Source organism: Legionella maceachernii (assembly GCF_900167045.1).
GTDB lineage: Bacteria > Pseudomonadota > Gammaproteobacteria > Legionellales > Legionellaceae > Tatlockia > Tatlockia maceachernii.
In genome coordinates, this window is sequence record NZ_FUXJ01000027.1 from 1 (window position 1) to 23,676 (window position 23,676).

The following is a 23,676-nucleotide window of genomic DNA, read 5'->3' on the forward strand; positions in this document are numbered from 1 at the left end:
GATAAGCCATTCTGAGAGTAACGTGATTAAACTAACAAGCTGGGAATAGCTCTTATTTTCCCTGAATTTTGTTCCAGATCACCGGACCTATCTAAAAGTACCCTTCCTGATACCAATCCCACCGCTTCTAAGGGTATCGATTTTGAGTTCTCATTAGCGCAGTTTATGCCGTTAATTTTGGCAACTATAGTCCCTGATTGATAATCTGCTTTTAAAATGGAATCCGCAATTGCCGTGCAAGACATGAAATTAATGTTTATTTTAAATCGTAATTGATTTGGGTTATCAGAATCATGAAAAGGAGCCATGACGAATGCGCTGAAAATTGTACCCATGGGTATCGATTTTGATTCCTTAATATCAGATGAGGTGAAATTAAAATTCTTTGTAACCACAACTTCCCCCATCTTGCTTTCTGACACATAAATTCTTTTTGATTCTGATGTGAGTTCATTTTTATGTTCGGCCAGCAATTTTAGAGACTCATTTTTATTAATAAACGGGATAGGGATAAACCAATCCACAATGGTTATCATGACCTTATCCAGAAAAGGAGGTTCAACACCATGAATTTTCGCGGCAATCTCGGACAACTCTTTTAGAGATATATAGGTTTGCTTTTCTTTTTGATCTAGTTTTGATTGAACTGAATAAGAGTGATAACCAAATAGACCAATAATAGTTAGTGGTATGATGTATTTACATGTAGTCCTAATACGGTTTTTCACTCGGATATCCTGTTTTTTTAAATTGTATATTTACTAAATTATGCCGAACAATACTAAACGGATTCAATAGCCTGTTTCTTCTCTTTTCGATGTTGCTTCCATTCTTTATCTTTAGAAAAGATCATGATGGATGACTCTTCAAAAAAATAGCTAATATTATCAATGCCAACCCATGAGCAATATTCTTTAATTTCAGAATAGATCTCTTTGCTTATTTCGATTTTAATTTTTTCTTTTTCAGGTGCTTTTTTTGCACTAATTAAAGCCATGGCATTCTCCAAAATTAACATAAATTTTATAAAAAATTTAGTTTACTATATCAGTAAAAATAGAACATAAAAATAAAAATCGAAACAATTAATAGCGATTGGCAAACGGATCATAACTATTGCAATAATTTGTAGATGAATAACTACGATAATTGTTGTCATGATTTCTATAATAATCATCAAATGAACTGCTAGATCCAAATGTATTGCCATTTACATCCAGACAACCAATCATTGGCAGGCCGCTTGCAGGATTAGTTTTTGTATCATTTGATTTAGTGTAAGAATGAAAAGAATGCCGTTTAGCATACACAGCCTTCTCTTCTTCAGTCCATTCACTATAGGGTCGAAAATGAATGATTTTAGCAATTTTTTTCAGAAATCTTTTTAATATATTCATGATAATATCCCTACTGAGTAAATGGTTAAGAGAATACTGTGAATCACAAGCACGCAATTATTATGCGCTTTTCAAAATGTTAATTTTAAATAAATAATACTAAAATACCCAGTTAAATACACATATAAAAAGAATGATTAAATAAAAAAGAACACACCCCTCGCAATGTTTATTGCTTAAAACATTTTATTATTATTCAATAACTTACGTGAAGATGAGCATTTTTAAATCTGCCAACACCTCTGTTTTATATGGGTGTTCATCCACTCTTTAATAATAATCAATAACTTATAAAATATCAACACCTAATCCACACCTATTAAATGAATAAAAAACCTCTATTAAATAAAGATACACACCTATTCAACCCCTATAATTAAATGATATAGTTATTCTCAATTAGCCAAAATCAGTGCACTGAGCCTGCATTCTAAATTTAAAAGAGGATTTTATGCCCAAGGCCTATTGTTATTTAAATCAAAAAATTATTGATCAGCTCGAATCCATTAAAAAAGATGAAGGGCATGATTCATCGTCTCAAACAATGAAAGAAATGATTGAATTAGGGATAAAGGTTTATCTCCATAATAAAGATAATCCAGTGATAAGCGAGGATGAAAAAAGACGCTTAGAAAAAGAAGAAGAATTAAATCGTCAACACACGACCCATCTTTTAAGATTGCTGGGAATCAGTGCTGATATTTTTCGTTGTGTTTATGATAAAAACAAACTTCAAAGTGATTCGAATAATGCCGAAGAACATATCGCAGAACTTAAGAAAAAGGTAGATAATTTCATTGAAGGATTTATCAATAATTAAGTTATAAAAAATAGTACTTGCCGTTAAATTGAAAGTAATAAATATAATTTTTACTCTAAAAATTTTATCTAGAATCGGACATTAATTGTTTTAATTGGAAATAGGTAGTTAATCCAATTAAAGTAAATGCCCCTAATGAAATAGCTAAACTACCATAATAAAATAGTTCATTTCCATTGGAAAAATGAACTATTTGGTCAATATATTCGATAAATAAAAAATACAATAACCAAATCAAAAACAACCAAAACGCTAACCCATTTTTTACATCATAATAAAAACAATGAATACGACTTAATATTGCTAAAATTATAAAAAACGGGAGCGATATAAAATAAAAAAACATTTGCATTCCAGATGGCTCATAAGCAACCTGTAATAGGTTGTTCATTTTGGTGGAACAAGCTACTAATACATAGACATAAATAAGGTAGAATGATGATCCATTTATCAATATTAGAGAGATTATTCCACACATTTTTTTCATATAAAAATTCCTATGCTCAATCAATTAAAGATATTTTAATATATTTCCATTTCTTCTCGCTGAAGGGTTTTCAATTTATCAATTGAATTGTTTTTAATTTCAGGAATTTCAAGGTTCATTTGTCGTGAAATGATATCAAGACACTTCTTAATTTGATCTTGGTTCAAATCTGTTTTATTGGGGATTCCAATCAATTTATCGACACTAACTGCTTTATTTAATGTATCAACAACTCCTTGTATACCCCCGCTTTTATTCACATCATTAAAGTCTTTTTGATGCAGCGGAATGGCAATTTCTACAGTTTTTCCATGCTGTTTCAATCGTTCAATGGTTTGAATAATTACCCTGTCCTCTTTAATGGGTTTACCATCATTATCCATGCAAATGACTATTTTATCAGTGAGCAATGCCATATCGATATTTACAAAATTTTCTTTTCCAAGTGTCGCTATAACACGTTCATTTTGAACTGCATCCCTGATGCTTAGTCCTGTTTCTACACCTTCTGCGATATAGGTGACACTTTCATGTCCTTTCCCCTCATTTAATATGACTCCAGCGCCTGCTTTTAATCCATAAGATTTCTTAGGTTTTATCTTCATTATTGCTTGATTCGCTGTGTCATTATCCAGGTATACTGCTTCAACACAGGCCACTTTATTGTCTTTGTCCCGCGCAATATTCAATAGTGCTGGCCTGTAGCGAACTTCTTCGGTATCTTTAGTATAGACATGAGGATGAAAGCGAATATTTTCTCCAGACACATTATGAATTTTCCTGATTTCTTTTAAATACCGCTCTGCTATAGTACCTGATATGGGTTTAGATTCTCGCGCTAACTGCAGCCCATAATCTAATGTTTTTCTTTTCTTATCAGAATCGATGGCCTGAATTTTATTAGGGTTTTTGCTTGCTAATTTAATACGTTCTTTTAAGTCATCACCTGTTAATTTGGCAGCATATTCAAGACTTTCTTTAAAGTTTAGATTTAATGTTTTTTGAATCAAATGAAGCATGTTTCCTTTTTCCTTTGTTTCAAAGTTATGCCAAACTCCTCTTTTTTCTCCACTTAAACAGATGCTTAAGCTGCCTTTAGTACCATATCGATATTCTGTTTTTGACGAAAGCGCTCTATTGGGCTCTCCAAGTAGTGATTCAATCACGAGCTCAGCCTGGTCGGATAAGTTTTGTGACAGCATATTCGCATCATAGCGAGGTTCCTGGTTCTTTATTTTGGGCATACCATGCATTGGCTTGAGTGATTTTGGTTGCTCATTGGGAGTTTTGGACTTTATTGGAGTATGCAGGAGGCCAAGCGATTCCAATGCAGAAGTTTTTTCAGGAGTAACACGAAGTTGTTTTCGTAGTTTTTTATGATCGTCCGTATAAATCATGGCATGCAAGGAACCTCGCGTTACCATGATATAAAATGAACGCAGATGGTTTACTTGAGCATTTTTAGTTTCAGCAACTCCAATAACAAATGGGGATGAAGCCCCTTGAATTGAATAACTGGTAGCAGTATAACTATAATCCCAATGGGAATCCTTCATCTGTTTTTTTTCCAGTACGTGCGCCACACCACTACTGTCTTTTACGGTAAATGACTCATTGTTTACTTCCGTCACCTGCACCCTTTCATTAGCGAAACGTCCCAAAGTCTTATCAGATTTTTTAAAATGAATTTTTTCACCCACCGAAACTCTTCCTGGCATGGATTGAAACAATTCAATCTTCCAGTCTTTATTTTCTTTTTCAGGAACAAAGAGGCATTTATTTCCTTTCGTATCATTTAATACCACTACTTTCGCTGCCTCATCTACCGAAACTACTTTGAAATAGTGCTCTCCTTTCTTTAAAAAATACTCTTCTTTCTTTTTTAAGCAATCCCGATACGTTTCACAATAATAAAGCTCTGCAGTGGTGTAATTCGTGCTTAGTAGCCGCGGGAACTCTTTGTTTTCAAGGCCTATGGTAGACTCTTTCATCAGTGCATTTCTAATCAGACCATTTGCAACTTCCCTTTTTTTATTTTCATGAATGATAACAATGGTGTTATCACGGCATGCTGGTGTCCGTGATAAATAATCTCCTACAGCCATTTCTATCGGGCTTTTTTCCTTTAATTCTTCCTGGAAGGGTTCTCTCGATTCTTGTTGAGTGTGTTCTTGTTGCAGGTACGCTTGGGTCGAATGGCCTGTTTCAATAATTGAAGAGGTCATGTTGTGGTAAGGACTATCGGCTTTAGTTCGGGTGATTGAGTCTAAGGGTTGATTCGCTAACTGAGCTAACGCCTTATCAATATCCCCCGTGATTAATGTTTCGATTGCCTTTTTGTATTCGATGACTTGTTGTCGTACCAAATCATCCATACAGGCCACCTTGATGCTTCCTTCCTGAATCAATATCTTGCTTGGCTTACCGCTTTCAATGCTTTGATGCTGGCTAATATCGCCAAGCATTGTGCAACGAGCGCCCGAATCATGGATTTTTTGGATGAGGCTTGCGCAATCTCGATTAGAGACCATAGAAGATTCATCAAGCAGCACAAGTGTTTCTTTGCTTAATGTCGCTTCCTGTTCTTGTTCAATAAGAAAACTCTTTAATGTTTGCGCTTCAATTCCCAGCGCCCTCATTTCTTTTACAGCCTGGTGCGTGGGCGCGACCGCAATCAGTTTAACCTCTTCATGAGTCATAGATTGGACATGCCTGATGGTGTCAATCGCACTTCGAGTCATGGTTGTTTTTCCTGTTCCTGCATAACCCTGAATCATAATAAACTGATCAGTTGTAGTCGTGATTAACTCACATGCTTCTTTTTGGCCTTTGGTAAGGTGTGTGGGCTCTAATTGTTTTCGTGCTTCATCACCACTCATTAGCGGCTTTATGGTGTTAATACCTGCTTTAACATTCTTGATAATCGACTCTTCAAATGCCACCGCTTCTTTGGTGGTCAAAATCTCGTTCCCCCCTGATATTAAATCCCCATTAGTCATGACCTTATCCAGGACGTTATTTAATTCGTTAAGTCCTGCTTTTCCTATAGCCTGAGTGAGCGCAACCTTAAGCAAATCTGACCGAGTAAAGGCTGCTTCTCGTTCTGAAAGATGGGCTATTGCAAAGTTCAGCGCTTTTTCTGCATCACTTTTTTGAGGTTTTTCCGAGGTTAAAATAGTTAAGGCCTGTTCCAGTGAAGTGAGCAGATCAGTCGTGGTTCTATGGTCAATAATTTGTGCACCATGATTGGTTTTGGCAGCATTCAAAGTCAGCGATATCGCCGAGGATTTTGCTGCAGTCTTCATTGCAAACCGATTAGCCTTGTCCACATCATCCGTAATAATCATTAATTCTTCTTTACTCGATTCGCATAATACCGACATGGTATTTTGTTTGAGCGCATAGGCCGGTAGTGTCATAATGGTTTGTTTCACGGGTTTAAAATCATCAGAATAAATGGTTTTGGCATAGGCATGGCTCAATGGGAAATGCTTTTCGTTACTCGTGATAAGATGAATAGTTCTTTTTCCATCTTTTATTTTTATTCCATGGCGGGTAAATGCAGTGACCTCATATTGGTTACCGATTTTTAATCCTTCAAAGGATAAACTGCCCGTAGCAATTAATTGATCTCCTATACCTACTGATAATGGTGTTTGTTCATAAACCTGCGTGGAATCTGTAATATTTTTAGCAGCAAGTTGTGATCTTACCCCGTTATGATTCCGAACAATCAATTGATTGTCTTTTTCATTGACACCGATTACCGTGAATTTTTTTGATTCTGTACGGGTGTTCTGGATTAATACCCAATCGGGCTGATAACTTTTGGCCAATTTTTTTTCACTTAAGGTCAAGGACATAGGGGTTAACGTATTTATGCTCTTTTCATCTACTGAAATCTCCCCGTGCTCTTTTAACTGCTTACGGATTGCTTCATTGACCTCTTTCGCTTCGAGCTTTGAGACAGTTAATACTTTTGTATTCTGCCTCTGGTTCAACGGCAAGTTACTGTACATTTGTGCTGTTTTTAGAATACGCCCTTCAATCGTTTTTTCTTCTATGAGATTGATGTTGGTGGTAGGCGCTTTCCTGTCATCAATCTCAAATGTTTTTATGCAGGCTTTATTCAGCAAGTCGGGAATATCGGATTTAAAACCTGAAAGGGATTGTGATTTTTCCAGCAAAATGACTTTGGCACTACGCTTATCGGCAATAGATAATAAAGTATTCATCTCGTCAGGAGTAAGACGCTGTGATTCATCCACAATCAGCACCTCGCGCTCCTTTTTACTGTTAAAAAAAGGTAATTTATGCTCTGAACGATGGCGATAATTAAAGCCCGCAACTGTTTCACACAAATCCTGTTTTCCAATAGATAAAATCCATTGCCACAGGGTAGGCGCTGATTGGGTCATGTCCTTATTCATCGTCCGCGCAGAATAAGCAGAAGGACAAAGAATACGAATTTTTTTTGAATCCTGTGAATAATCAATTAAAGTACTTAAGAGCTCACGTGAGGTAGCACTTTGCTGTTTGATGCGCACAACCCCTTCTTTATTAAATAAGGCTTGAGTTACTGCTTTTTGAATGGACTCATTATCAGTGAGTTTGCAAACCTTATCCGTATTGCGTTCTAAGCCTTTTTTTTGCGGTGTGAAGTTCACGATTTTTTTAATGAGTTCTTGTTCCTTGTTAATGAGCGTACTCGTTGTAAAAGAGGAGTTTTCTGTATTAAGAGCAATCAGATTTTGTGCATCAATTTCTTTATCAATCCTTGCCATCAGTGCTTCAAAGCCCTGTTCACCTAAGGAAAAATAAAGGCTCGTCTGTAATACTTCCTGATAGGTAAAGGTTAGTTTTTTTTCTTCTAAATGCGCAATTGCGTCAAGAACACTTCTATCGAGTTCTTGATTATTGGACATGGTTTCTTTTGGTGTATGCGATACTTTAGTTTTTTCTTTTAAGGTGGCAAGATAGGTGGCTGGATTAACGCCCAACGCTTCACTTTCAGCGCTCCATCGTGTGCGTAATTCCTCTGGAGAAACCATTTCCTTTGATTTCCTTGAATCCAGAGTCGCCCTGTCATACGCTTTTAATGAATTAGAGTGCATCCCTTTAATATGTTCTTCAACCTGGGCACGGCGCTTAGAGATTTGTTCCAACAATGCCTTATCAAAATGCTTGATTTCAAATAGACCATGAGCATCACCCGTATGCTCTATTTCGAGCCCCATTTCTTTTAAACCAAGAGCCATTTCAGAGCGGTACACAAGACCCAAAAAGATTTGATTATCCATAATCCACTCCATGGTGCCATTATTTCGACTGATATCAGAAGCCAAAGCACGCCATTTGCCATCCAGCCGCTCGGTGAAATTCATCAACAATGCATGCACATGAAGCTGAGGATCAAGCTCTCTGGAGGTATCATGGAGAATGGCAGCAAAACAAAGATTCCCCGTTTTTTCATATTCCATGCCTTCTTTTCCTGATTTGCGCGCTTGTGCCGCCTCCTTTTCAATCAGTTTTAAGACTGTCTTTACCGCATTGAGGTGCAAATCAATAAATTCTTTGTGTTCACAAACCAGCCCAAGATAGGACACGGATTTTGGGGCAGAAAAAGTTAAATCATAACCGCCTCGCCTGTTCATTTCACCAGTGGCTGATTTCAAGCCTTTAATCACATCACCGCTTGGTAATTCCCCACCTACAAGAGACTCAAGGGTATTTACGTTAACTTCTCCAGAAAGATTTTGACGCGCAGCACTTAATCCAACCCATTGGGTAACCAATTGGTTCGTAAAATAATAATTTTCCTGATCAAAATAATAACCAGGCTTTTTAATTGGCTTGACTCGTAGACTTAACATGATTTATTCCCCTATCAAAAAATGAATTCCCTATCGGACTCACGTTCGATACGTTTGATGTTGGTTGGCGTTTGCACCTCAAAACGACTGCCGGTGGACTCATTAACAGCAGAACCATTTTTAAGATTTGCATGACAGGGAGGAAGAGACGGTATGGCACGAGGTAAAAAACCTGAGGCCTTTATACTTCTTTTTTGATAATGAAGTTCCAGTTTTGTAATTGGGTATTGACCAGGTAAGCGCAGATAACAGGTAAGCGGATCAAGTCCCATAATTTCAGGATAGGTTACTAAGGGGCGTGTTATACGGTTTTTTCCTAATGAAATGCCGTCACGAATGGAGTTGGCTCCATAAGAGTAATTTTCTCGGGTATCATCAATTTCTTCATCCCCTAGCTCTTTACTGACAAGTTGCGCCATTTCATGGCTTGGACTTGCAAAAAAGGCTCGGGTATTAAGCAAATCAAAAATTTCAGCTGCCCCACTACGCCCATATACCTTCTCCAATTGACTAAAGCTCTGCATTCCCAGAAGAAAACAGCCGCCAAATTTCCTGACTTCAGCAATGGTTTCACCCAATAAGGGTAATTTGTGCAGGCTTGGTAATTCATCGCAAATAAACCAAATTCGCCTGTTCGCGTCTTCTGGCAGACTTAAAAGTGTCAGTGATGCCATGGCAATCCACATCGAAATTAACGGCTTTAAAGATTTATGTTGTTCTCCATTGCTTGATATAAAAAGCCAGCCCTCCAAATCTTTATTTAACAGATAATCACGAATGGAAAATGAAGGCTTCCCAGACTCATCAAGCCCACTTAACGACTGCATTGATTTAAGGTAGGTTGTAATGACAGAGCGAATGGAGATGGCTGTTTTTTCTATTTTATTACTGACCAAAGTCGCTGCGGCTGTACCGTTGAGATAAGGTTCCAACTCGCTAAACTCGCCAGTTACAAGTAACCCTAACAGCTTGGATAAGGAACGTTCTTTATCCTCACGCATTTGACTTGCAAGACAGGCAAACACGGTACGTGCTGCATTAACCCAAAACGGATCGTTTTCTCCATGCATAGGGATGAGACTTTCTGCCATATTTTCCAGTAATTCATCTTTTGGGGCTTCCAGCCATAAATCCCAATTAGCGCAGCGTGCATCAAAAGGATTGAGCAAGACATCATGACCTTCCTGAAAATACGCCTGAGTAAACGTGCACCCCTTGTCATAAACAATGACTCGGTCGCCACGCGCACGTAAACAATCCATCAATTTCATGATGAACTGACTTTTCCCCATACCGACCGTACCATGTACCAATAAATGCTGTACCTCTGATCCTTGCAAAAGAGGAAATCCATCAAGATGTAAATCAGATGCTTTTCTTTGTTTTATTATCTGTTTTTTAAGTGTTTCTGATGGGACTAAACTCGCCCCTCGTATAAATTGATTTTGCGTTTGAACCTTTCCTCGATAAATAAAATATCGGCTCACCAAAAGTGCCACAATCAACGATAAGGGAAAACTCCATAGAGTTGACTGTAACAGCAGGGTCAGTAAACGATCTGAGGTTGCAGAAAAATAGTGATTGTGGAGAATCTGTTCGACAGTTTGTGATGCATACCCCCCTTTAACAGGGATAGAAAATACATGAGGCACTCCTGCCAGGTGATAAAAATGAGCCGCGTGATAGGACACCGTCTGTCTTATCATTCCATGTGGCGCAAAGATACAGGTCAATACAATGCTTAACCCTGCCCAAATGAATAAGTAAACATGAAAGAGTGCTTTGTTAATCTGAAACCACATCCGCAGATTATGGAATGAGATCTGACCTCCCCGGGTGTAATGTTTGTAATTGGATTCATTGCTCATTTTATCTTCCTCCTGCTTATTTTGGGCAAAGCAGCGGCTTCCACTGCTTGTATTTGTGGTTAAAAATTATTCTTTTTGATGTGTTTTGTTTATTTTAAGGGTATTGCCGCACTGGCATTTTTGTCCTTATCAAAATAATTCTTAATGAGAGTAAACAGAGCGCTGATTCCTATCCTATTGAGCTCCATTTCAACAAGGATGCTTGTTAAAATCCCGCTGATGAAAAAAGCGCCAAAGGATATGAAGAAGGCAGCACTGGGAAACAAGAACAGTGAAGGAATCAAAACAATACCCGCAAATATTCGATAGGCTATAGTTCCAGCCCGCCTTATTTGTTTTACAATCAATGAGCCTGTTCTTAGTTTGTGTTTCAATTGATAGTCAATCAAAATGTATTGATTTAATGAGCTGTAAATGAATAGAAAAACAAAAAGGCATAGTCCTAGAGCCATTAATGGCAGCCAGAAAAAAATGTAGATGAGCTCGTGTGTTGAAGTCTCCACCATCAACACCTTCCAATAAAAAGGAAGTGGAAGTAAAAATCCTAGAAGTATTGTTCCATATAGTTTAAAAAAAACATGCAAAAACAAACGCCTGTTCGCCTGGTAATACTCCTTGGCCGGCATAATATCCACGTCCAATGTTTTTAATGTTTCTATATCCAAGGCGATGGCCTCTTTTAATTCTTGTGAATTCATTTCTTCATTACTCATGGATAAGCTCCTTCTTTGGGGCTGATTTATCATGATGATCAACCCATTTAGTAAAATAGGCGGGTATGGCCACGTTGGTTTGCCCCAGTTTTTTACCTTCGCCTACATCGTTGTTTGTTGTTTCAACCGCTTGCTGGTATTGACTCTTTAAACGCCCTCCTCCACTGCTTGTTTTATTTACCGCCGCATCTACCTGATTATTAATTTTTTGCTGCATACTTTTGGCTCTTGATGCATCCATGCCAACTCCCATAGTCCTTCCAGAATCCTCCAATGCATTACTGTTTTTGTGGTAGTCAGCTCTCATTTGTGATTCTTTTGAACTTAATGGATTTGCTGCATCCTGATAAAAGGAGTCAATCCGAGCATTTTTAGAAGCATTGCCGTATTGTGCGATTAAACCTTCTCGTTGTTCACTGATAAACTCATTAGCTAGCGTTTGTAATTGTTTTAATGAGGCCAGATCTGAAGGATTGGAATACAATTCATCTCGTGCCTTCTCTCCAATGCGGTGTGCCACAAAGCCAGGAAATGCCTGATTAAGATCGGTGGTAATCTGATCGGAGTTTGATTCCACATAACTCCTGGCCGTGCTAATGCGAGCGGCTTTAGACATCGAGGCATCATAGTTTTGGCTTGCCGTTTGCGCCTCCCTTAAATCGGTACCCATTTGATTCGAAAGGCTTGCCCCTTCCGAATGGCTGTTATCAAAATGATGGTTTTGTGCAAACTGGCTCACGTAATTAAGCGCCTGATTAAAGTCTTCTGCTTCCTTCGCTGACATGCTGCTGTCCGTCCCTTCATGGTAACGATCACTACTTGTTGATGACCGATCGAACTTAGCATGGCTATCAGCACCTCCTGTTGCTCCAAAAGCAAACCGCCCAATGCTTCCCAGTATGCTTTTTTCACTTGCAACTCCGGCGTGGACGTTTAATCCAGCAGCGGTCATATGAGCCAGCGCATCCTCTTGGCTTATCCCTTCGCGTTTAGCTACATCCGAGGCAATATGCGTCATGGTCGATAATGCCTGGCTGTATTGACCGGATTCACTTTCAGACACTCCATCGCCCAAACGCATATCATGACCCTGCATTTTAGATAACTGCACGGCACTGTGCGCAAAACTGGACAAGGATGTTTGATAATGCTGACTTTCATTGGCTGCAGCCTGTCTGGATTCTTCAAAAGCCTGATTTAAAGAGCCGCTTAAGGCCTTTGTATCTGAAATGTGTATGGGTCCTCGTGACATCCCAGGATTTACGTCAAAAACAGCATCCCCATGGCTTGTGGTAGTCTTAAGCACACCACTTCCCAATTGTTCCGTGTGCATCCCATGCATGTTCGTCCAATTGGTATCGTGCTTGTTAGCCGAAACGTTATTGGCGCTGGTATTTTCATAGTTCATATTCCAACCGCTGTAACTTGCCATTGAGATGTTACCTGCAGCTGCAGATTGCGCTTCACTGACTGACAAAGATTGTGCCATACCACCAAAATGCTGGGAGGATGTACTCAAAATCTGTCCCAATCCTTTCGTGATGTACAGGGCAATAACAGGAACACTTGCCGCCAATGCACCTGCCGTATAGGCAAAATTACTGTGCATGCTGGCTAATGAATCGATATTAGAGAAGGTCACACCTCCTGTTTTTTGACCAAACAAAGTAATGGTGGTACTTGAGGCCATGGAAACAAACCAATGAAAAATAATAAACATCGGCGGCCATGACCAAAGGTAGATTTGAGATTGCACCCACAGGAAATAAGCGTTACTCAGGGTCGGAAAAAATGAAATCAAAACGACTAATGGAAAGATACACAGCGTCAACATCCACATCACGGTCATATAGTAAGGCAGGCGAAATCCTGCAAGCCAAAAGCTATTGGCTTCAGCGATGTGCATTTTTTGGGTGCTGTCCGTATTGGTGTAATTCATGAGTGCAGCATCAGCTCCTGAAAAAGCAAAAGCATCGGCTGCGGCATCTCGGGTCGCATTAATTAAGATGTTTTGGGTGAGTGTTTCGGCAGCATCTTCGGTAATATTCATGTAATATTTGTGAGCGGCCTGCAGTCTGTCACCAAAAGTCTTTTCGCCAGGCAAAGAACTGCTGTCTGTGTTGCGTGATGTTAATGCGCCTGTGGTAACCAGATGATTAAGACGCTCCAACTCCAATTTCGCTGCAATGGGCAGTCGAGTCTTCAAATTGGCTGCCGCGTCACCACAACTTAAATTGACTCCATTATGCAGAATCACCCGATAAATGGGTGATGGCTCCTCAAAATAGGTTTTAGAAAGATGAGCACTTTGGGTCAGCTCTTGAGGGCTTAATTGATGGCTTGCCAAAAGTTTTGCCGTAAACACGCATTGGCGGATAAAGGACGATAGGTCTTGTGCCAAATCAGGCGACATGGAGAGTCTTGTCTGAGTTGCGGCCAGCCAGGTTCTTGCACCAAAAATCATTCCGGTTTTGTTGTATTCCAGGCTATCTGGCATGTGAAATACATCACTAAAGGCGGTCGTAATTCCATACCCCATGCCACTAATCAATGAGGCAGGTAAAGCAACGCCTAGAGGTACATGATCAACCGTTAAGGCTTCCCCTGCTCCTTCGGCTGTCTGCATGTCAATAATAGCCACAGGCACTTTAATGCCCAGCACGCAATACATGACTAAAAAGGTGGTCAGCATAAAGCGAGTTAATGATTCGAGCTTTTTCCCCATCACGAACTGATAACCGACCATACCAACGGATAGAATCATGATAATGTCACACGCCGTACTAAAGGTAGATTCAGTAAGCAAAGTGGCCATACCATCAAGCAGCTCTTTTAAATAAATCCCATTTTGTGGGGTATAGATTAATAATGGGCTCATTGTGCGCCTCCGGTATAGGATTGTCTTAAGATGGGATTAAGGGCATTCAGTGCCTGCTTCACGTTGTTTTGAACCAATTGATTGGTGGTCAGTGCCGCATTAAAACGTGCTCTTGATTCGCTATTAAAATTATCTACAAATTGTTGTGCCACCTGCAGATTTTTAAATAGTTTTTCTTCATGGGCATTTCCTATATCACGCCCTGCAAGGGATGCTCGAATCACTTCAAGTGAGTTTGCAAGATATTGGGCAAGCAAATCCGTTGCTACACTCTGGGCAAGCTCATAACTGCTTTGTATGCCAATATTCTGCTGTGCGCTGGCTGAAATAAGCTGAAATACGGACGGCTGGGTGAGTTCAATTAACCCTTTTTGTTGGGGCGTTAAGGCTGTCCCTGATTTGATATTCTCATAAACTCCCTGCAGGATGGCCTGTACTTGAGATACCAGAGCGTCTTTACTGCTAATCTCCTGGCTTCCTTTCACATTGATGGCAACACATTTCATCGGCTTATTCGAATCAGTACATTTATAGCTGGGCAATTTGCCTCCATAAAGCAAGGCTTTTACAAAATCCTGATTAGTCGCTAAAGAGGGATACGTTTGCATCCCTCCTTTGGCATCAAATACCAGCGTTCCTGAAATCGACATATAGACTTCTGAAATTTCTGTATCTGATTTGATGAATTCATTCAGTTGTAATGCATCCCAAACTACGTTGGTATTCAAAAGAGCCCTGTCTTTATATTCTGAATCGTTTTTTGCCTGTTCCAATCGTTTTTCAATCTCCCCTCCTGTCGAACATTTATGTCGGGCTTCTGCCCAATCGGTGTATACATTACGGTTACGCCCGATGTCCTCACACAAACGCTGATGTGCCGCTCTATTTTTGGGATAAAGCGCTGCAGTCAGATTTTCTCCCATCTCGCACGAATTAAAATTAGTTCCATTAATGTCATTTGCCAGCTTTTGCATGTACTGCATGGCATGAGCAATTTCAGGCAGCTCGGTCTCGAGTGCCAGGTTCATTGCATAGCCTGCCCCGTTACTTAAAATGTTCTGCATAAATGAAACAATCTGCTCTGATTTAATAAAGGAAAAACCACCTGCAAAAATATCAATTCCGCCACATCCTGAGCGAAAACCAGGTACATCAACGTGAGCTATCTGAATGGAGCGCACCTGATTTCTGGCATAGACTGAGCCTAATGATGCAAATCCTGCTGCCTGTGATTCATAGGAATGGCTACCTGTGACATTCGCAGAATAACCAAGATTATTAAAAAAATGATTTAAATCGGCACTGGCTGATGCATGAACACCATTTCCTGCCACACAAGTAAAAGACGCAACAACGGCTAGCACAAGAGCTCTAATCATTAAATTTCTCCTCAATGTGTTGCTTTAATTCATGAACTCTTTGTGCCAGCTGATAAGGAGTTGCTTCTCCAAACAAGACAGCGTAGGCTTCCAGGGTATGTCGATTGACTAAAAACAAGGCGGGAACCGTAGGCTTATACTCTCCTGATACATAGAACGTTTGAAAAAGTTCAGGTGTTAATGGTGTGGTATCGAGTCCATCCAGGGATTCTCCATCCAGGCTAAAAGCACGAACCTTAATATGGAATGTTTCTGAAAAATCCTTTAAAACAGGGGAGAATTTTTTACAATGTGGGCAGGTGCTTCGATAAATAAATGCAAAATAATAATTTTGGGATAAATCTTTAGCTTCAGCTGATTCCTTCTGTGCAAAAGCTTTAGGGGCTTGCTTTTTCAATAACAGTGCATTGAGTTCTTCAACTGCCACATTGGCGTGCAAAGGACTAATTACAGAAAAAAGCAGTAAAAAAATGATGCGGACAATCATGCTTCAAACCCCTCATAGCTGTATCGTTTGTAATGAGTCGCCACATCCAGCAGACGTTCCTTTAGCTCGGTTGTGGAGACAAAACCGTAGGACAAGGGCGACATGTGTTGTGTTTTTAAATCAACAAGAAACAGTGCTGGCATGTAGCGTGACTGCAAATTCATTGTTTTTTGTATTTCATGAAGAGGTATGTTTTTAGGATTAGGCAGACCTTCAATAGGTTGCCCATCTGTCGTGACTGAAATCATGGAAAAATGGGTCAAATTGACGAATGGCACAAGATGAGTGATGAATTTTTGCGAAATGGAACTGTTCCCTTTGTAAAAAAGGATTAATCCATAACGTTTAGCCCCTTCTTGGACTACCCTCTCCATTAAAAGATTCATTGAATCATTGCGAATGGCCACAGCCGTATTGTCAGTTGGAAAATTTAAGGAATGATCCAGCTCAGGATGAGACAACAGAACCTGTTGCCAGTACTGGACAAATTTCTGATTGTTTTTGGCATACACCTGCTGGGCTTTCATGTACTCATAGGTTGCATCAAATGATGGGGCAATTAATGCCGTTGCGAGCTTATTCATTGTGGCTTTGCGGACTTCCATGAGCTGCTCATAAGGAGTCAGCAAAGGCTTTGATACCTTTGGATTTTGAACAGGTTTCACCTGAGGCTCTTTGTTTTCTGTACTGTACCAATGAAACCCATGAGCGGGTGGACTTACTAAATCAGCCATGACCGGCATGGAAAGTAACATTAAAATAATAGTGAATAATCTCATTTTTGTTCCGCCTTTTTCTGGACTCGCCGTTTGATTTCATCCATGGTTTTTGAAGCGTCGGGGCTATTTAAAACGACATCGCCTACAATTCCTGCTTCTTTTGTTGGCTGTCCCTGGGGAAATGGATACACAGGGTTTAAAAAATCGATGCGTCCCATATCAAGGCTTTGTAATTCATTCACACTGAGCCCCGCACAGCGTGTATGCTCTGCATCTCCTAAAGCGTTGGGATTTAATTGTCTTAAACGTCCTTCGGCCTGGATAATGCGCGCCATTTTGCTGTCAAAGACACAATAGGTGCGTTTGTGCTCCAGACAGGTGCCAAAAATGGGATCTTTCTGGCTGCAAAACTCGCCTACATAATGAGCCAGGTAATTCAATTTGGCTTTGCCTAAAGCCTTATCTTCTTCACGACACAAATCGATATGGAGTTTGTCAGCCCAGCCTTCATTCGAACAACAATCAATAATGTCCCAAACCCAGATTTTGCACTGCACAGGATGGCCTGAAAATAAGGTAGCCTGCGTTTTACCAAACTCAGCGCCAGCAGCCCCTGCAACGGCCATGGGTGCCATGGCCTCTCCAAAACCATCATTCTGAGTTGCTGCATGTTCCGTGCAGTCTCCATCGGCACAAAAGAGATCACGCACACAGGCCACAGGCTGTGGGCAGACTGTCTCATTGCAACGATATACCTGCTCATAGAGCGAGCAGGTATTATTGTTCATTAATGTGCAGCGCGAGCTTGCCTGTAAGCATCCTTTTTCCCGTTGCGTTTTACATTCATCGGCTGCAGCGGATGCACACTGGTATCGTGCATTAAGCTCCCAGCAATCACGGGTGACGGGCAGACCATTAATGACACGGGTTGGATTGGAATCAGTACACTGCTCTTGTGTTTTTTGACATAGGTTGTTTGTCTCAAGAGTGGCGCATTCATTATCCCAGTGCTCTTCTTCCACATAGGATTTGGAATGAGCATTAATCGTCAATGCCACCTGAATTGGGTAATAGCGACTGAACTTATCTGAAATATACAAGGTGATTACGCCTCCATTCTGGCAGGTTGGAAGTCCCACAACATGCACCCAATGAGCAGAACCACCATTATTTAAAATGGAGTGAACCGTGGCTTTCATTTCTTCACAGGGATGATTTAACTTCACAGGATTGGTTAAGTGCCCGCCTGCGCTATTGGTCATGGCACCCGTTATAAGATTAACCGCAATAAGCCCCGTCCATTTTTTATGAACCCATACCTCAAAATCAGCTCTTTGACTTAAGCGCTCGGTGTTCACGGTTACTTTACGTTTTTTAAAACACTGCTGCTCGGGTAATTGCCTTGATGTATGGCAGATTTCCTCATGTGATTTAATCTCACAAGCCTGTGGCTTTTCATCACATTTGACTCGCTCATTGGATTGTCCATGAGTAATGGCATAACTTTCTTCTTCAATTAATTTAGCGTTTTTAATCGCTTCATTTTTGGTATTGATTTCAAATTGGCGCTGACCAAAATGCTCAGTCACAGTACGTCCACCGGCATCATTGTGTAAGGCATTGGCAGCAAAGGTACTTAAATCGGTTTTTTCAGTTTCAACACCCTGATAATGAAGCGATTGCGAGGGAGTTTCCGTATAGTCTTTGAAGGTATTCTGGGGCTTAAATTCATTCATGGCGCTCAGTGGTTGATTCCCCAAAGATTTTGCGTATTCTTTTAATTTCTGAAAGTCTTGGGCTGTTGTATTGGCAGCCGAGAAAGTGCAAAAACCAAAAATACAGGCGATGGTCAACAAACTTCTAAACATGGCCTTTCTCCAAAATGGTGGCCGCTAATGTCGCTCCTGCGCCTCCTTTCTGGGCGATGAGCTCGAGTCCTTTTTTAATGCTTGCATTGCCATACACTACATCAAACGGTTGATTGGTGCAGGGCTGCCCTGAACCGCAAGATCTGGAGGGCTCTGTTACTACAAGCGCTGGAACCGTTGTAATGTGGAATTGATTAAACCAGACTGGATCAATAGAAATTCCCTTAAAGTTCAAATGCTGCTTTTTGGCTTCGCTATTAAGACGTTTAAATGTTTCTATGGTCTGTTTAAAATCACCATCCACTAACCCATTAATGACCACGGGAATATGAAACCGTGCTGCTTCATCGCTCAATGCAAATAAAAGTGAGTCGGGCATGGAAAAGGATACAAATAAAATGGCACCTTCAGCTCCCTGCGGTTTTTGATTGCTTTGTAAACCGTCTGTGCTGCGTTGCATGAGTGTATCAATTAATAATTGGTGCTCTGATTGATTCCGTGAGGATGTGCGCTTTAACGTTTCAATTGTCTTATTCGAAATGGTTGATACCTGGTGAGCCCCCTCCTCTTGATAATGCCTTAACTCATCATTAGTGTTTGCAAAGCATCCGCCAATCCCAGTTAGAAACAGAATAATGATTTTAATGTAGTGCGCCATGAAAGGCCTCCTTATAAAAAGCAACAATTTCTCTTGCGCCAAATCATGAAACCAAAATTATCCCCATCCCCAGGATAGGTATGTCCGGCTTCCCAGGTAATGACTGAACGGCCAAAGGGCTGGCAGCGTTTTGCATCAGGCAATGTATTGACTAATTGGTAGCGATACCGGCTTTTAGGTAAAATGGAAGAGCGATAGGTGCTACAAAGTGCAGGCCAATCTTTACCAACGGAATCTTTAATTGCTCCAAGGCGATGAAGCTTAAAGTCGGTGCGTTCTGTCAGAAGCGTTGCGGCACTAATGGGACTTGCCTGATTGGCAACAAAACCATTGAGAGGATAGGTGGAACCTTGAGCGCCCATGCACCAGAATAAAGAATCCATGGCCGTCCCTGCCAATGCTTTGGTTGCATCTGCAGCGCAAGACGCACGCACTGGCGGTGTGGTAAATAAGGTGGCTTCAGGATTAAGAACAAAGGCAAACTCAGAGTCATTCCATGTCGGATCAAGTTCACTCAAATACATCACATCAAAATCTTCTGTCTCCATACAGCCGATGGAAGTGAGTACCTGCAGCCAATACATGAGTGGGTATTTGTACCAATGCACGTAATAAAATGCGCCCCGCCCATCGGTATCAGGCATTTGTGAACCACCCAGCCCCTGATCTTTAATGTGTAATTGCACCCCAAGATTCACCATGCAATAAGGCTTTCGTGTCACATCCACTAACGCAAAGGGTTCCCAATAACCTATGGTCACTCCTAAAAGCTGTAATTTGTTTGGGCAGGAACAGACAGGGCTGCCAGGGTTTTTCGTATCAGGATATTGGCTCTTTACTACTTCGGAGGAACCAATGGTTAAAGGGAACAAACAATCCCAGCAAATGTCGGTTATAGGATTGACAAAATGCCCCTTACATTGTGATGCATGTAGTGAACCTATGAAGAATAAGCCCACAACAATCGAATAGAAGAATCGTTTATTCATCGTTCACTCCTATTTCTTTGACCTGCCAATAAAGACCTTCCTGACTGACTACGCTTGGAACGTGTTGCAGGTGAAGTTTGGATGAAATGTTGCCATTTACATCAAAATAAATTCGACCAAAAAGCTCTGCAGCAACTCGAACATCTCCGCCAGTCAAAATAAATTTAACGTGCTTAAAGTCGGTGTAATGTTTTTTAACCCAGGCAACCTGCCCCGCGTCATCTGCATTAAAAAAAATCAGGGTTTTAAGGAAGTGAACGCGCTCAAATGGATTTATCCGAGTTCCTGCCTTTGCAATTAAGTGCCCATCAGGTGTCCAGACATCATGAGATATAGTCACTGCCGGTGAAATGCAAAACGTCTTAGGCTTGCGAGTCGTGCTCAATGCCAAAGGGGTTGGCCTCATCGCCTGACGTGCGGCTTTTTGCTCTAAATCGCGCTGAACATGCTCTAAATCACCGCTTTGCTGCAATGCATAGAGTTTGTTCATAATGACTTTCCTTATATCCTCTTCCTTGACAGGGAATGTCTGACCATAATGACCTATATTTTTTGCATGACCCACAGGTTCTAATAGACAGAAAAAACCTAGAATAAGGAGAAACAATCGTTTACTAGCGCGCTTCATGTTTTATCCTTGTTATGGTCAAGGCAATAAGCTCATCCGTCACATCCACATGGGACGGTTTGAAACCCGCTAATACTGACGCACTCACAAGGGTTACCCGATGTGACGCCCCATAATCCTTGATGACTTCTGGGAGGGTGCGCGAAAAGCGCTCCATTATTTTTAATTGTTCTTCATGAGTCAGTTTGGAACGAGCAAGCATTACCGAAGGCGCTTCAATGGCTCGATTCATGTCAACCACCAAAAGAGGAAAAGGCTTAGGCCACATCACTAAAATACCCGCCAGAATTCCAATTAATCCGCCAATTCCTGCAAAGACCCAGTGTATGGTTTTGAATCGGTTAAGCTGCATAAGCCCTCCCATAATGCTCCTTTGCCACTTGCGATACCGCATCCAGAAATAACAGACCCTGTGCCACATAATTAATGACTGCCTGATAATCATCACCATCGGAAGATAAAAGCACGCGAGTAAACGGATCAACAAACAAGCGATGAAAGGAGGAAATACCATTAGCACGCAGCAAGACTTGAGAAAAACCCGCTTCTTTCGCTATTGGGAATGATTTGAGAATAGTCATCTCGTAGTCTGAAAAAGTCTCATGCTTTTTTTGATGTTCTAAAAGCGGTGATTCCTCTTGTAAAAAAACAAGCTTTAATGCGGAATTTTCCCAGGCAGCTCGCGCTTCTGAAAATTCGAAATAATCCTCAATCCCCTGAGTAATCGTGACAAATGATGCTTTATGTCGCCGACCAGTACGAAAGCCTTTGGTAATAAAGTTCACCGCAATTGAATCTCCTGTAAAAAATGACCAGGCTTCATCAATGATGCACATCTTTTGTTTATTTCTGTCTGAGTTGAACATACGTCTTTGAAACTGGGAAATAACGGACAGAAGAACCGGGGCGCGAATACTTTGATTGTCCTCAATTTCCTTCAAGTCAACTACAATCATACGGGCATCCGGTGATAGCTGAGAGGGTTCATTAAACGCTTTGCCATGCTCTGAGGCAGAACAGTAACGCTGGAGGTTCTTAGACAAAATGCGCGCTGTAGGATAGGTTTCGCGGTCGTGCTCGTACAACGACAATAAGACTCCTGCAACCTCATCAATGCGCGTTTGATTCTGAGTTGTCCCAAAAGCGGTTAAAATGGCTTCTCTTAAAGTGCCTCGGTCGTCATCTGTAGCACCGCTGGTTGGGCAGGTTAATAATTCAAACAAGGCAATAATGTCATCAATCTCCCGTAAAATGTCCGTTACATGGGTAAAGGGATTCATCGCCAAATTGCTGTACTCAAGATAAGTCCCACCGAGCGCCTCACACAGTTTTCTATAGCTCCCACCTACATCAATAATGAAAATATCTCCGCCATTAAACAGGATATTGAGCATCAGCATCTGAATAAAAAAGCTTTTTCCGCCGCCCGAGGTTCCGGTGACAGCCATGTTGTAATTGCTGCCAAATACACCAGAGAAAGGATCGATGCAGGCAAATTGATCGCGCATGGTAGGCAACAAGATACCCTTACCTACTCCGCGCCAGTCAGAAAGAATGGGCATGTATTGAGTTGCATTCCATGAAGAAATTGGCCACATCATTGTGGGAAGAGAAAAATCCTTAACCAGATTTCCTGTGAAAAAAAACGGCATCGAGACTAAAAAATAGGGACATTGCATGCGTTTACACAATGCCAGTTTAATGTCATTAAACGCAAATACGGTGCGAGCAGCTTCTACATCACGCTCTTTCTCATGAGGTCTTGAAAAAAGAACCACGTTATAAAGCATCTTTACAGAGCGAGTCTTTTGTGAGGATAAATCATCACGAAAGGTACGCCATACCCGTGCCTGCTCCTCCGTTCCCGCCACATTTAATGCGTAATCACTTTTAGATTTTTTATCCAAATCACGGGTTTTACGATTCGCCCTACCCTGAGCGCGTCCTTGCTCTTCGACCAGATAGATGACCGAGATGATGTGATTGCAGGATATTCTTTTATCAGGATGAAAAATATTGCTGGTATTATTAATGTTCTCCCATAAACAATACTGGCGAGGCAGGCGATCAATGGTCAGAACAGTGACTGCTGTTTCATAAATACGCCCAGATTCATTAACTCCTTGAATCACTACTTCATTATTTTTAAATTCAATATCAAAGTCATGAGACAGTGCCTGCTCTTTGAGTAATTTGGTTTTATCATAAATCACAGGGCGTGGAGTAATGACATCAGGGCAATTATCCAGATAAAAGTGAAGCAAATGCAAAAAATCAGTTGCATCCGCTTGCTTGAATCCAATTTTTGCAGCACTTAAGGATGCTTCAAACGAAACGCGAAACTGGCCAAAACAGGCTTTTAAATCACTCTCGGATTCTTTTTTGATTTTATCAATAACGATATAGCAATCTGTATGCGTTAATCGCGGTGAAAGCATCGTGTTGGTTTTAAAACCATGGATGGCGGCTTTTTGATAAAAGGCCTTAAGGTTATCTCCTAACAGGCTTAAATTTTCAAATTCGCTTTTTGCAAACTGGGAAGTAAACGCTTCAATATCATTCCCAACTTGATTGTGTTTGACACAAATCAACTGCAAGGTGAACTCATGCGACACTTTAGATTGAAGCAGCGTATCCAGTTGTTCCGCTATGTGTTCATTCGCACCTGTTAAAGGAATAATGCGATAAATTAATCCTGCGTTGTATTCGTTAAAAAATAGCTTCGATTCCTCATCAAAATATTGATAAGGCAGTATTTTTTCAGTAAACGAAGGATATTGATGTGTCTTGAGGTCAAAATCGGATTCATTGCCCGTTAGCCCTTTGTCATTCCAGGTCTCCTTTAGCAACTCATAAGTATCTTGGACCCATTCTATAGCGTTTGTAAACATGGCTTCTCTCCTGTGAACTGG

General features: G+C 40.6%; 17 protein-coding genes. 1 reads left to right on the top strand and 16 read right to left on the bottom strand.

Going from position 1 to position 23,676, the window contains the following annotated elements:
- Positions 1-26 precede the first annotated feature (26 nt).
- The 3 genes from B5D33_RS15585 to B5D33_RS15595 form a co-directional block, all read right to left on the bottom strand.
- Positions 27-728 (bottom strand): hypothetical protein, encoded by a 702-nt coding sequence (locus tag B5D33_RS15585; RefSeq protein ID WP_230308829.1) that lies wholly within the window; start codon positions 726-728, stop codon positions 27-29.
- A gap of 53 nt (positions 729-781) precedes the next feature.
- The gene (locus B5D33_RS15590) at positions 782-997 is read right to left on the bottom strand and encodes a hypothetical protein (protein ID WP_042238343.1); all 216 of its coding nucleotides are present in this window, start codon (positions 995-997) and stop codon (positions 782-784) included.
- Positions 998-1,085: 88 nt separating this feature from the next.
- A complete protein-coding gene (locus B5D33_RS15595; protein ID WP_443093509.1) occupies positions 1,086-1,454 on the bottom strand; it encodes a hypothetical protein in 369 nt (122 codons plus the stop codon).
- A 394-nt stretch (positions 1,455-1,848) separates the two neighbouring features.
- Between B5D33_RS15595 and B5D33_RS15600 the strand changes: the two genes are divergently transcribed.
- The gene (locus tag B5D33_RS15600; protein WP_042238349.1) at positions 1,849-2,217 is read left to right on the top strand and encodes a hypothetical protein; all 369 of its coding nucleotides are present in this window, start codon (positions 1,849-1,851) and stop codon (positions 2,215-2,217) included.
- A 522-nt stretch (positions 2,218-2,739) separates the two neighbouring features.
- Here the strand turns inward: B5D33_RS15600 and traI are convergent.
- The 13 genes from traI to traC form a co-directional block, all read right to left on the bottom strand.
- Complete coding sequence (gene traI / locus B5D33_RS15610; RefSeq protein WP_058452997.1) at positions 2,740-8,577, bottom strand: conjugative transfer relaxase/helicase TraI; 5,838 nt, start codon at positions 8,575-8,577, stop codon at positions 2,740-2,742.
- Positions 8,578-8,591: 14 nt separating this feature from the next.
- Positions 8,592-10,445, bottom strand: coding sequence for a type IV conjugative transfer system coupling protein TraD (traD, locus tag B5D33_RS15615; RefSeq protein WP_058452998.1), 1,854 nt, complete (start codon positions 10,443-10,445; stop codon positions 8,592-8,594).
- An 89-nt stretch (positions 10,446-10,534) separates the two neighbouring features.
- Positions 10,535-11,158: a hypothetical protein gene (locus tag B5D33_RS15620; protein WP_058452999.1), complete on the bottom strand. Its 624-nt coding sequence runs from the start codon at positions 11,156-11,158 to the stop codon at positions 10,535-10,537.
- Complete coding sequence (locus B5D33_RS15625) at positions 11,151-14,036, bottom strand: conjugal transfer protein TraG N-terminal domain-containing protein (RefSeq protein WP_058453000.1); 2,886 nt, start codon at positions 14,034-14,036, stop codon at positions 11,151-11,153. The genes B5D33_RS15620 and B5D33_RS15625 overlap by 8 nt, the downstream gene beginning before the upstream one ends.
- Positions 14,033-15,415, bottom strand: a complete 1,383-nt coding sequence (locus B5D33_RS15630; RefSeq protein WP_021582612.1) for a conjugal transfer protein TraH — start codon at positions 15,413-15,415, stop codon at positions 14,033-14,035. Before B5D33_RS15630 ends, B5D33_RS15625 begins: the two co-directional genes overlap by 4 nt.
- The gene (gene trbB, locus B5D33_RS15635; RefSeq protein WP_058453001.1) at positions 15,408-15,902 is read right to left on the bottom strand and encodes a type-F conjugative transfer system pilin assembly thiol-disulfide isomerase TrbB; all 495 of its coding nucleotides are present in this window, start codon (positions 15,900-15,902) and stop codon (positions 15,408-15,410) included. Before trbB ends, B5D33_RS15630 begins: the two co-directional genes overlap by 8 nt.
- Entirely contained in the window at positions 15,899-16,681 is a 783-nt protein-coding gene (traF, locus tag B5D33_RS15640; RefSeq protein ID WP_058453002.1) for a type-F conjugative transfer system pilin assembly protein TraF, read from the bottom strand. The genes trbB and traF overlap by 4 nt, the downstream gene beginning before the upstream one ends.
- Positions 16,678-18,489, bottom strand: a complete 1,812-nt coding sequence (gene traN, locus B5D33_RS15645; protein WP_058453003.1) for a type-F conjugative transfer system mating-pair stabilization protein TraN — start codon at positions 18,487-18,489, stop codon at positions 16,678-16,680. Before traN ends, traF begins: the two co-directional genes overlap by 4 nt.
- Entirely contained in the window at positions 18,482-19,147 is a 666-nt protein-coding gene (trbC, locus tag B5D33_RS15650; protein ID WP_230308828.1) for a type-F conjugative transfer system pilin assembly protein TrbC, read from the bottom strand. The genes traN and trbC overlap by 8 nt, the downstream gene beginning before the upstream one ends.
- A gap of 11 nt (positions 19,148-19,158) precedes the next feature.
- Positions 19,159-20,136, bottom strand: coding sequence for a conjugal transfer pilus assembly protein TraU (traU, locus tag B5D33_RS15655; protein WP_042238371.1), 978 nt, complete (start codon positions 20,134-20,136; stop codon positions 19,159-19,161).
- Complete coding sequence (gene traW / locus B5D33_RS15660; RefSeq protein WP_058453005.1) at positions 20,129-20,764, bottom strand: type-F conjugative transfer system protein TraW; 636 nt, start codon at positions 20,762-20,764, stop codon at positions 20,129-20,131. The genes traU and traW overlap by 8 nt, the downstream gene beginning before the upstream one ends.
- Positions 20,751-21,116 (bottom strand): TrbI F-type domain-containing protein, encoded by a 366-nt coding sequence (locus B5D33_RS15665; RefSeq protein WP_065240031.1) that lies wholly within the window; start codon positions 21,114-21,116, stop codon positions 20,751-20,753. Before B5D33_RS15665 ends, traW begins: the two co-directional genes overlap by 14 nt.
- Positions 21,106-23,655: a type IV secretion system protein TraC gene (gene traC, locus B5D33_RS15670; protein WP_058453007.1), complete on the bottom strand. Its 2,550-nt coding sequence runs from the start codon at positions 23,653-23,655 to the stop codon at positions 21,106-21,108. Before traC ends, B5D33_RS15665 begins: the two co-directional genes overlap by 11 nt.
- Between the last annotated feature and the right edge of the window lie 21 nt (positions 23,656-23,676).

Bases quoted from the DNA above. Each gene is read 5' to 3' on its own strand.
- B5D33_RS15590 (WP_042238343.1), bottom strand. From the start codon at position 997: ATGGCTTTAATTAGTGCAAAAAAAGCACCTGAAAAAGAAAAAATTAAA.
- B5D33_RS15600 (WP_042238349.1), top strand. From the start codon at position 1,849: ATGCCCAAGGCCTATTGTTATTTAAATCAAAAAATTATTGATCAGCTC.
- traI (WP_058452997.1), bottom strand. From the start codon at position 8,577: ATGTTAAGTCTACGAGTCAAGCCAATTAAAAAGCCTGGTTATTATTTT.
- traD (WP_058452998.1), bottom strand. From the start codon at position 10,445: ATGAGCAATGAATCCAATTACAAACATTACACCCGGGGAGGTCAGATC.
- B5D33_RS15620 (WP_058452999.1), bottom strand. From the start codon at position 11,158: ATGAGTAATGAAGAAATGAATTCACAAGAATTAAAAGAGGCCATCGCC.
- B5D33_RS15625 (WP_058453000.1), bottom strand. From the start codon at position 14,036: ATGAGCCCATTATTAATCTATACCCCACAAAATGGGATTTATTTAAAA.
- B5D33_RS15630 (WP_021582612.1), bottom strand. From the start codon at position 15,415: ATGATTAGAGCTCTTGTGCTAGCCGTTGTTGCGTCTTTTACTTGTGTG.
- trbB (WP_058453001.1), bottom strand. From the start codon at position 15,902: ATGATTGTCCGCATCATTTTTTTACTGCTTTTTTCTGTAATTAGTCCT.
- traF (WP_058453002.1), bottom strand. From the start codon at position 16,681: ATGAGATTATTCACTATTATTTTAATGTTACTTTCCATGCCGGTCATG.
- traN (WP_058453003.1), bottom strand. From the start codon at position 18,489: ATGTTTAGAAGTTTGTTGACCATCGCCTGTATTTTTGGTTTTTGCACT.
- trbC (WP_230308828.1), bottom strand. From the start codon at position 19,147: ATGGCGCACTACATTAAAATCATTATTCTGTTTCTAACTGGGATTGGC.
- traU (WP_042238371.1), bottom strand. From the start codon at position 20,136: ATGAATAAACGATTCTTCTATTCGATTGTTGTGGGCTTATTCTTCATA.
- traW (WP_058453005.1), bottom strand. From the start codon at position 20,764: ATGAAGCGCGCTAGTAAACGATTGTTTCTCCTTATTCTAGGTTTTTTC.
- B5D33_RS15665 (WP_065240031.1), bottom strand. From the start codon at position 21,116: ATGCAGCTTAACCGATTCAAAACCATACACTGGGTCTTTGCAGGAATT.
- traC (WP_058453007.1), bottom strand. From the start codon at position 23,655: ATGTTTACAAACGCTATAGAATGGGTCCAAGATACTTATGAGTTGCTA.